Source organism: Bradyrhizobium sp., from assembly GCF_049581145.1.
Lineage (GTDB): Bacteria > Pseudomonadota > Alphaproteobacteria > Rhizobiales > Xanthobacteraceae > Bradyrhizobium.
In genome coordinates, this window is record NZ_JBAURI010000644.1 from 1 (window position 1) to 8,510 (window position 8,510).

Consider the following 8,510-nt stretch of genomic DNA (forward strand, 5'->3'; position numbering starts at 1 on the left):
GGTCAATTGCGTGTCGTCCCGGCGCAAGCCGGAACGCAGGCGCCGCACCGGATGTTTGGGTACCAGCGCAGTTGTCGCCTTTCGTCACGACCATCTGTGGTTATGGATCCCGGATCGCGTTCGCGGCGCCCACTTGTCCGGGACGACGGGGAGATCGATGCACATTGCCGACAAACTGGTGCTGCAGCGGCAGCGTCACCTGAAATGGCGGGCGCTCGATCGGCTCGAGCTGGTCCTGATGATGCTGTGCGGCGCGCTCTGTTTCGGTTTCTCGCTGTCGGTTTCGGCCGACATCGTGACCCGCACCATCGGCCATCCCTGGCTGTGGCTGCAGGAGGTCACCTCGACGCTGTTCATCTATGCGATCTTCATCGGCGCGGCGGTTGCGACGCGGCGCAATGACCACCTCTATCTCACGGCGCTCTCGGAGGCGATGCATGGCACCGCGCGCCTGATCGTCGAGATCATGCTGCGCATCGTCGTGCTGGGCGTCGCGTGCTGCCTGATCTGGTACGGCTATCTCAACTTTCTGCGCGGCTTCGGCTCCTTCCGCCTGCCCTCGGGCACGCCGATCGCCTCGCTCTACATCGTGATCCCGCTCTCCGGCGTGCTGATCGCGCTGTTCACGGTCGAGCAATTGGTCAACGGCATCGCCAATGGCTTCGATCATTCCGAGCCGCCGGATGAGGATCAGGCCATGCCGCCGATCCGAACCGGCGTCGAGACGGGCCCGGGAGCATGAGCGCGCCCGTCATCCTGGCTTTGATGTCGGCCTGCTTCCTGTCGTTCGGCTATCTCGGCGTGCCGGTGCCGTTCTCGCTGCTGGCAGGCGTCTTCATCGGCGCCACGTTTGCGGACGTCTCGCTGGCCGCGATCGTGCAGAAGATTTTTGACGGCGTCGATTCGGAAGCGCTGCTCGCGATCCCGTTCTTCCTTCTGGTCGGCGAGCTCATGAGCTCGGCCAATGTCGTGGTGCGGATCGCCAATCTCTCGGTGTCGCTGGTCGGCCACATCAGGGGTGGGCTCTCGCAGGTCGTTGTCGTGTTCAGCATGTTCTTCTCGGAGATGTCGGGTTCGACCACCGCCGACGTCGCGGTGATGAGCCGCGCGCTCGGCGGCCCGATGCGGCGCGAGGGCTATGAGCCGGCCTTCATCGCGGCGATCATCGCCTCCGCCTCGACCATCGCGGCCCTGGTGCCGCCCAGCATCACCGCCGTGGTCTATGGCGCGGTCGGCAACGTCTCGATCGCGGGCCTGTTCATGGCCGGCGTGGTACCCGGATTCATGATCGGCGTCGGGCTCATGATCTATTGCTATTTCTTCGGCCCTTCCGGCCTGCGCAAGCCGCGCGCGCCGCTGCGCCAGGTCGTGTTCGCGGCCGGCGATGCCGCGCTGCCGCTGATGATCCCGGTGATCCTGCTCGGCGGCATCCTGACCGGCTGGTTCACGCCGACCGAAGCCGGGGTCGTCGCGGTGGCGTGGATCGTCCTGGTCGTGATCCCCGCGCTCAATCGCGGGCACCTGAAGAAGATCCCTTATGATTTCTGCCTGGCCGGGCTGATCTTCTCGCTGCCGCTGATCACCATCGGTGCCGCCAACGCGTTCGGCTGGATGCTGGCCTATTTGCGCGGCGCGATCTATATCGCCGACTGGATCACGTCGATCGCCGGCAACGATCCGCATTACATCATGCTGTTGATGGTGCTGTTGTTCACCGTGATCGGCGATTTCATCGAGCCGGTGCCGACCATCATCATCTTCATGCCGCTGGTGAATGCGCTGACCGAGGCCGGCAGCATCAACGGCGTCCATATGGGCGTGGTCCTGATCGCGACGCTGGCCTTCGGACTGATCACGCCGCCTTACGGGCTCGTGCTGTTGATGGCGTCGAAATTCGTCGGTGTCGGTTTCGGCAGGGCGCTGCGCGCCGCGCTGCCGATCTATCTGGTGTTTCTGGCGACCATCACCTTCACGATCTTCTTTCCGGGCGTCGTGCTGTGGCTGCCGAAACACGTGATCCCGCAATCGGTCGGCTGCTTCAAGTCGCCGGCGGGGGCCGGATACGTCTGCCCGAATTGACACATGTCTGCCGCCGGGACGACTCGTGAACCGACAATTCCGGTGACAATTCCGGCAAAGTCTGCAAGAACCCGGCCCGACGGAGAGCGGGCGATGGATCTGAGACGAGCAGCGAATTTGGCGCCGATGCCACTGGTCGGGACGGCCTGACGCATGGCGCAAGAAACCGTCGCTCGAGGCGCAGCCGTCATCGTCGGCGCCGGCCATGCCGGCTTCCAGCTCGCGGTATCCTTGCGCCAGCTCGGCTTCAAGGCGCGCGTCTGCCTGATCAACGATGAGCCGCATCTGCCGTATCAGCGGCCACCTTTGTCCAAGGCCTATCTCAAGGGTACCGGCGGTCCGGACACCCTGATGTTCCGGCCGGAAAAATTCTACGCCGACCAGGGCATCGAATTGATCACCGATCGCGCCACAGCGATCGATCGGACAGCGCATCAGCTCAAGCTCGCCTCCGGCGCCGCGCTCGACTACGGCCATCTGGTGCTGGCGACCGGGGCGCGCAACCGGCTGCTCGATATCCCGAACGCCAATCTGCCCGACGTGCGCTATCTGCGCATCCTCGATGACAGCGAGGATTTGCGTCGGCGGATCGCGTCGAGCAAGCGTGTGGTCGTGATCGGGGCTGGCTTCATCGGACTGGAATTTGCCGCGACCGCGCGCATCAAGGGGCTGGAGGTCGACGTACTCGAGCTTGCCAGCCGCGTGATGGCGCGCGCGGTGACTGCGGAAATCTCGGACTATTTCCAGGGGCGTCACACCGCGGCCGGCGTGCGCATTCATCTGGGCGTGCAGGCGACCGCCATCGAAGCCAGTGGCGGCATGATCACCGGCGTCAGCCTCAGCGATGGCCGGCATCTGCCGGCAGATCTCGTCGTGGTCGGCGTCGGCGTGCTTCCCAATGTGGAACTCGCCGCGGATGCCGGCCTGCCGGTCGCCTCGGGAATCATCGCCAATGCGCATCTGTTGACCGCCGATCCAGATATCTCCGCGATCGGCGATTGCGCGCTGTTTGCAAGCCCGCGGTTCGGAGGCTCGCTGCGGCTCGAGTCGGTACAGAATGCGACCGATCAGGCGCGCTGCGTGGCGGCGCGGCTGACCGGCGACGACAAGGCCTATGACGGCCAGCCCTGGTTCTGGAGCGATCAGGGCGACGACAAGCTGCAGATCGCCGGCCTCACCACGGGCTACGACCGCGTGGTGCTGCGCGGCGACCCGGCGCAGAAGGCGTTCTCCGCCTTCTGTTATCGGGAGGGCAAGCTGGTCGGCATCGAATCCGTCAACCGGGCAGGCGACCATATGTTCGGCCGCCGCCTGTTGCCGATGGACCGTTCGATCACACCGGAACAGGCCGCCGATTCCAAGTTCGACCTGAAGGGCGCGCTGGCCTGATCGGTCCACCCGTTTCGCCGTCCCGGCGAGTGCCGGGACCGATACATCGCGAACCATCTCCCAAGGCAACGTCGATCAAGGCAACGTCGATATCTTTTGTCATCAGCGAGGCCTGCGATCATGGTTCCCGAGCTTCGCTGGGACGACTGGTCAAGATCGCCGCGACTTCGGCGGCCGTCGGCATCGAGGGCGCTGCGCCCATCCGCTGCACACAGATCGAGGCCGCTGCGTTGGCATAGCCAAGCGCGTCGGGCATCGATACGCCTTGCGCCAATTGGCTGGCGAGCGCGCCGACAAAACAGTCGCCGGCGCCGGTTGTGTCGACGGCCTCGACGCTGCGGCCCGGCACCAGCAGCGGCGCCCCGGCGATCAGGGCGATCACGCCGCGCCTGCCGAGCGTAATGCAGATGGCTTGGTCGCCTGTTTGCAGCGACCTGGCCGCTTCGACGAAGCGGGCGGGATCGTCGCTGTCGCGTAGTGCGGTGTTCGCCAGAAAGCCCAGCTCGGTCTCGTTGAGCACGAGGATATCGACAAGCCCGAGCAGCCTGGCCTCGAACGTCCGCGCCGGCGCTGGATTGAGGATCGTCGTGGCGCCGGCCGCGCGGGCGTGCCGGAAGAAGGCGGTGATCGCAGGCTGCGGGATTTCGAACTGGCTGACCGCGATGTCGCCCTTGGCGAGTGCGGGCGCCGTGACATCCGCGGGCCGCGTCAGGCCGTTGGCGCCGGGCACGACCACGATGGTGTTGTCGGCGTTCGCAAGCGTGATGATCGCGGTGCCGCTATGCGCGGCGGCGGTGTCCTGCACAAAGCTCAAATCCACACTTTGGCTGGCGAGAAACGCCCGCAACTCCCGTCCGAACGCATCCGTCCCCAACCGGCCGATCAGCGTGGTCGGCGCGCCGAGCTTGGCCGCGGCGACCGCCTGGTTCGCGCCCTTGCCGCCCGGAAAATACAGCACCTCGCGGCCCGCGACGGTCTCACCTATTTTCGGGTGGCGCTCGGCGGTTGCCACCACGTCCATGTTGATGCTGCCGGCGACGAAGACGCGGCCCATGCGCTGTTTCCGCGACCCCTACACCCGGACCTCGAACTCCTGCCTGACCGTCTCGATGTCGGGAAGGGTCGGCAGGCCCGCCTCGTTGCCGAGGCGCTGGATCTTGTAGGTCGATGCCGCGCGCGCGAACTCGAAATGATCCTGCCAGCCTTTGCCGGGATTGGCCAGATACGAGTAGATGTAGGCGCCGTGAAACACGTCGCCGGCGCCATTGGTGTCGATCACGCGCTCGCGCGGAATCGGCAACGCGGGCAGCGACCGCACCATGCCGGTCTCATCGTACCAGAGCAGGCCCTTTTCGCCCATGGTGATGCCGCCGACCCGGCAGCCGCGGCTCTTCAGGTATTCGATCATCTTCTCTGCGGTGAGATCCATCTGTTCGCACAACCGCTCGGCGACGATCGCGACATCGATGAACTCGAGCAGCTCATGGGTGTTGGTGCGCAGACCGCCGCCGTCGAGCGATGTCAGAATCCCCGCCTCGCGGCACAATCTCGCGTAATGGATCGCTGCATCGGGTTGGTGGCCGTCGACGTGCAGGGCGCGGCAATTGCCGAGATTGAGTAGCGGGAAGGGATGGATATGGGCGTCGTCGCGGCAACGCACGATCGCCCGCTTGCCGTCCTTCGGCATGATGAAGGACAGCGAGGAGGAGGTGACCTTGCGCGGATGCACGGATATGCCGTACTTCGCACTCATGTCCTGAAACATCCGCCCAAGCCAGTCGTTGGCGACAGTGGCGATCAGGTCCGGCTCGATGCCGAGCTTCGCGCAGCAGAACGCCGCGGTGACCGCGTTGCCGCCGAACGAGACCGCATAGGCGGAGGCCACATGCTTTTCATCCCCGGTCGGCATGTGGTCGGTGATGAAGGTGACGTCGATATAGGTCTGTCCGATGAAGAGGGCCTGCATAAGGTTTTCCGTCGTACGCTTGATGGGGTGGTCCTGCCCCGGCACACTACATTAGCACCGCTTGCCGGAGTCCAACGCTGAAATTATTGGCTGATACCCCGCCATAACCGCTTGAGATCGATATGAGGCGGGACTACCCCTGGCTCGCGCAGGTTGCCGCGCCGTTCGGGTGTGGCGGTTGATGGGCTTTGCGGCAACGGGGAGAGCAATCGATGACGGTCTATTCCGGTCCGGTATTCGAGATGGCGACGAATCAGTTCAACGTGATCGCCAACCATCTCGAGATTCCCGTGGACGAGCGCGACCGGCTGCTGCTGCCCAAGCGGGCGATCACGGTGTCCTGTCCGATCCACCGCGACGATGGCACCGTTGCGGTGTTCGAAGGCTATCGCGTGCAGCATCATCTGACGCTGGGTCCGACCAAGGGCGGCACGCGGTTTTCGCCGTCGGTGGATATCGGCGAGGTCGCAGCACTGGCGATCTGGATGAGCTGGAAATGCGCGCTGGCGGGGCTGCCCTATGGCGGCGCCAAAGGCGGCGTCAATGTCGATCTCGCCACCCTGTCCGGGCGCGAGCTCGAATCGCTGTCGCGGCGCTACATGCAGGAGATGATTCCGTTCGTCGGTCCCCATACTGACGTGATGGCGCCCGACATGGGCACCAACGAGCAGGTGATGGCGTGGTTCATGGATACCTATTCGATGTATCAGGGCCGCACCGTGACCGAGATCGTCACCGGCAAGCCGGTGGCGTCCGGCGGCACGCTCGGCCGCCGCGAGGCCACCGGACGCGGCGTCGCGCATCTTGCCAGCCGGGTGATGAAGGAACTCGCCATCAACCTGACCGGCGCCACCGCGGTGGTCCAGGGCTTCGGCAATGTCGGTTCCTATGCGGCGCTCGACCTGCATCATTTCGGCCTCAAGGTGATCGCGGTCAGCGATCACACCGGCGCGCTCCATGACGAACGCGGCCTCGATATTCCCGCGCTGATGCATCATGCGACCAAGCACGGCAGCATCGCCGGTTTCTCTAATCAGCGGCATTTCGATCCCGCGGAGGTTCTGACCTTGCGCTGCGATGTGCTGGTGCCGGCGGCGATGGAGCGCGTGATCGACGGCAAAATCGCCCAGAAGCTGAGATGCCGGGTGCTGGCGGAAGGGGCCAACGGCCCGACCACGCCGGACGCCGACCTGGTGCTGGAAAAACGCCAGAACGAGATTTTCGTCATTCCAGATATCCTCTGCAATTCCGGCGGCGTGGTGGTCAGCTATTTCGAATGGGTGCAGGATCTGCAGCAGCTGTTCTGGGAAGAGGAGGAGGTGATGCGGCGGGAATACCAGATCCTCGACCGCGCCTTTGACCGGATGGTTGCGCGGGCCAGGGCCGATAATGTGTCGCATCGAACCGCCGCGATGGCGATCGGCGTGGAGAAGGTGCGCGCCGCCAAGAACACCAGGGGGCTGTTTCCATGATCGCCGGCCTCGATCACGTCGTCGTTCTGCTCGAGGACATTCAGGCGGGCGCAGCCGCCTACGAAGTCCTGCTCGGACGGGCGCCATCTTGGCGCAACGCCGGCGAGGGCGCCGAACGCGTGCTGTTCACGCTCGACAACATGACCCTGGAACTGATGGCTCCGAGCGGCACCAGCGTCGCCGCCGACCGCATCCGCACCGTGATCAAGATCTGGGGCGGCGGGCTCGCCAGCATCTGCTTTGCGACCGACGACATCGCCAAGACCTATCGCCGGCTCGATCGGCTGGCGTTGCAGCCGGACCCGATCGCCGACGTCGAGAACAAGGATTCCGTTTCCGGCGCGACGCTGCACTGGAAGCGCACGCGGGCCGCGACCGAACTGACGCGGGGCGTGCGGATGTTCTTCCTCGAACTGAAGACCGCGCGCCCGCTTTCGGCGGTGACCGGGCCGGCGCCGGTCGTCAGCCTCGACCATCTGGTGATTTCGACCGAGGATCCCGAGCAGGCCGCAGCGCTCTATGGCGCGCGGCTCGGCCTCGACATGGCGCTCGACCGCACGAACCAGGAGCGGGGCCAGCTGATGTTGTTCCGCTGCGGCGATCTCATCGTCGAGATCGTGCGCCGGCCGGTCGCGGGAAGCGACCACACCCACGACAAATTGTGGGGCCTGAGTTGGCGCGTCGCCGACATCGACGCCACCCGCGAACGCCTCGTTGCCGCCGGCATCGAGATGACCGACGTCCGTATGGGCCGCAAGCCCGGCACCCGCGTCATGAGCCCGCGCAGCGGCACCTGTGGCGTGCACACGCTGTTCCTGGAACGGACCGCGAAGGCGTGAGGACGTGGGTGTTCCCGTCATCGCGGTCTCAACCGTCATTGCGGCGCAAGCGACGCAACCCATCGTGCCGCGAAGAAGGCGTGGCTTGCTTCGGCGCGATCCCCGCCGCCAACGTCCGTGACGATCGCGAAGCGCCCCTCCGATGGAGCGGGACGGAATCGCAATACGCCCGTTTCCATCCGGCCGTCAAAAAAATTCTGAAATTCAGAAAACGAATCGCGCGCCGCTCGATCGGGATTGGCCCGGATTTCGGGTCGGCGAGGCCCGTTGCGGGACCTGCCGAAAATAAAATCGTCGAGCAACGCCAGCATCAATTGATCGATGTCAACGTCATCGAAAGCGGCTCGTATCTTGTCGAGGCCTGCGCGCGCGTCGCAGACGGAGGAGCCGATCCATGCGAACCGATACACCCGACATGTCGATGGGCGCCGTGCCAGCGCCCGGCACGACCGAGGCCCTGGAACTGGGTTGCACCTGCCGGTTCATCGGCCACGAGGCCGCGACGCAGGAACGCGAACCGGCCGGCATCTACGTCGATGCCGATCCGAATTGTCCGGTGCATGGGACCAACTGGCAGGCGGCCGCACGGGATTGACACGTGTCACCTGCATCGGAGGAAATTGAGCCACCGGCTCGCGCCGATGGGTCACGCGCGCCCGATGACCGGCTCAGCGTCTCCCGATAACAGGGCTCTCGCGACGACGGTTGTCACGCATTCACCACGCGCGGCATGCTCCGATCAGGAGGGTGGGCAAAGCGCAGCGC

Annotated in this window: 9 protein-coding genes; 6 read left to right on the top strand and 3 right to left on the bottom strand. The window is 65.1% G+C overall.

What is annotated here, in order from left to right:
* Window positions 1-157: 157 nt before the first annotated feature.
* From WCB02_RS21195 to WCB02_RS21205, 3 genes are all read left to right on the top strand, one after another.
* On the top strand, window positions 158-742 hold the full coding sequence (locus WCB02_RS21195) for a TRAP transporter small permease (protein WP_423961120.1): 585 nt from the start codon (window positions 158-160) through the stop codon (window positions 740-742).
* Complete coding sequence (locus tag WCB02_RS21200; protein ID WP_423961110.1) at window positions 739-2,079, top strand: TRAP transporter large permease; 1,341 nt, start codon at window positions 739-741, stop codon at window positions 2,077-2,079. The genes WCB02_RS21195 and WCB02_RS21200 overlap by 4 nt, the downstream gene beginning before the upstream one ends.
* 153 nt (window positions 2,080-2,232) lie before the next feature.
* Entirely contained in the window at window positions 2,233-3,468 is a 1,236-nt protein-coding gene (locus tag WCB02_RS21205) for an NAD(P)/FAD-dependent oxidoreductase (protein WP_423961112.1), read from the top strand.
* Between the two features lie 118 nt (window positions 3,469-3,586).
* Here WCB02_RS21205 and WCB02_RS21210 read toward each other — a convergent pair whose 3' ends face one another.
* The gene (locus WCB02_RS21210; protein ID WP_423961113.1) at window positions 3,587-4,522 is read right to left on the bottom strand and encodes a ribokinase; all 936 of its coding nucleotides are present in this window, start codon (window positions 4,520-4,522) and stop codon (window positions 3,587-3,589) included.
* A gap of 18 nt (window positions 4,523-4,540) precedes the next feature.
* Entirely contained in the window at window positions 4,541-5,434 is an 894-nt protein-coding gene (locus WCB02_RS21215; protein ID WP_423961114.1) for a sugar kinase, read from the bottom strand.
* A gap of 212 nt (window positions 5,435-5,646) precedes the next feature.
* On the opposite strand from WCB02_RS21215, the gene WCB02_RS21220 reads away from it, so the two are divergent.
* Complete coding sequence (locus tag WCB02_RS21220; RefSeq protein ID WP_423961115.1) at window positions 5,647-6,906, top strand: Glu/Leu/Phe/Val family dehydrogenase; 1,260 nt, start codon at window positions 5,647-5,649, stop codon at window positions 6,904-6,906.
* On the top strand, window positions 6,903-7,745 hold the full coding sequence (locus WCB02_RS21225; protein ID WP_423961116.1) for a VOC family protein: 843 nt from the start codon (window positions 6,903-6,905) through the stop codon (window positions 7,743-7,745). Before WCB02_RS21220 ends, WCB02_RS21225 begins: the two co-directional genes overlap by 4 nt.
* Window positions 7,746-7,780: 35 nt before the next feature.
* Here the strand turns inward: WCB02_RS21225 and WCB02_RS21230 are convergent, their stop codons facing one another.
* Window positions 7,781-8,056 (bottom strand): hypothetical protein, encoded by a 276-nt coding sequence (locus tag WCB02_RS21230; RefSeq protein ID WP_423961117.1) that lies wholly within the window; start codon window positions 8,054-8,056, stop codon window positions 7,781-7,783.
* A gap of 83 nt (window positions 8,057-8,139) precedes the next feature.
* Here WCB02_RS21230 and WCB02_RS21235 point away from each other — a divergent pair, with 83 nt between their 5' ends.
* Window positions 8,140-8,340 (top strand): hypothetical protein, encoded by a 201-nt coding sequence (locus tag WCB02_RS21235; RefSeq protein WP_423961118.1) that lies wholly within the window; start codon window positions 8,140-8,142, stop codon window positions 8,338-8,340.
* The last annotated feature ends 170 nt before the right edge of the window (window positions 8,341-8,510 follow it).